The 558-nt window shown below is 44.3% G+C and carries 1 pseudogene; it reads left to right on the forward strand.

The features are described from left to right. A pseudogene (locus tag DXD25_RS17345) lies at positions 1–360 on the forward strand (helicase); the annotation flags it as partial. Positions 361–558 lie beyond the last annotated feature (198 nt).

The following is a 558-nucleotide window of genomic DNA, read 5'->3' on the forward strand; positions in this document are numbered from 1 at the left end:
ATGTGGTTCGCCCCCGAACAGATAGCGACCGATGCTCTGAGGAGAATCATACGCTGCAACCGCAACCGACTTGAGGTGGAAATGTCGGAGCTGTTCCTTGAGGTCATGGAGAACACCCAAACCGACAGTTTGCAATTCTGCCTCAATGACGCAATCGCCTTGTTGCAATGCAACCACGTGAAAGCGGAGAAGCACCTTGTGCGAAAGATAGTGCAGGACTGTTGGAAGCTGCAACCTTCAGAGAACGCCCTCACCTACACCTCATACGAGTACAACTACAACAGCAGCGGTCACTACTCGCCAACAAAACGTGTGGGCAGGTTCTACACTGTAACGAGGGACAAGCTAAATAGCATATAATTTTGTTGAATTGTTGAATATGATGAAAGAAGTATTGAATATCAAGTATTTAAGGCTCAACATTTTCTCAACAAATCTCTCAACAAAAGAAAGAGACTGTTGAAAAGAGAAAACATGACCGCTAATGCCTGTCTTTCTCTTTTGCCCAGTGATTTTGTTGAAAAGAACCATTTGTTGAGAGTTTGTTGAGAAGATAAG

Origin of the sequence: Prevotella sp. TF12-30 (genome assembly GCF_003436715.1) — a bacterium.
Taxonomy (GTDB): Bacteria; Bacteroidota; Bacteroidia; order Bacteroidales; family Bacteroidaceae; genus Prevotella; species Prevotella copri_A.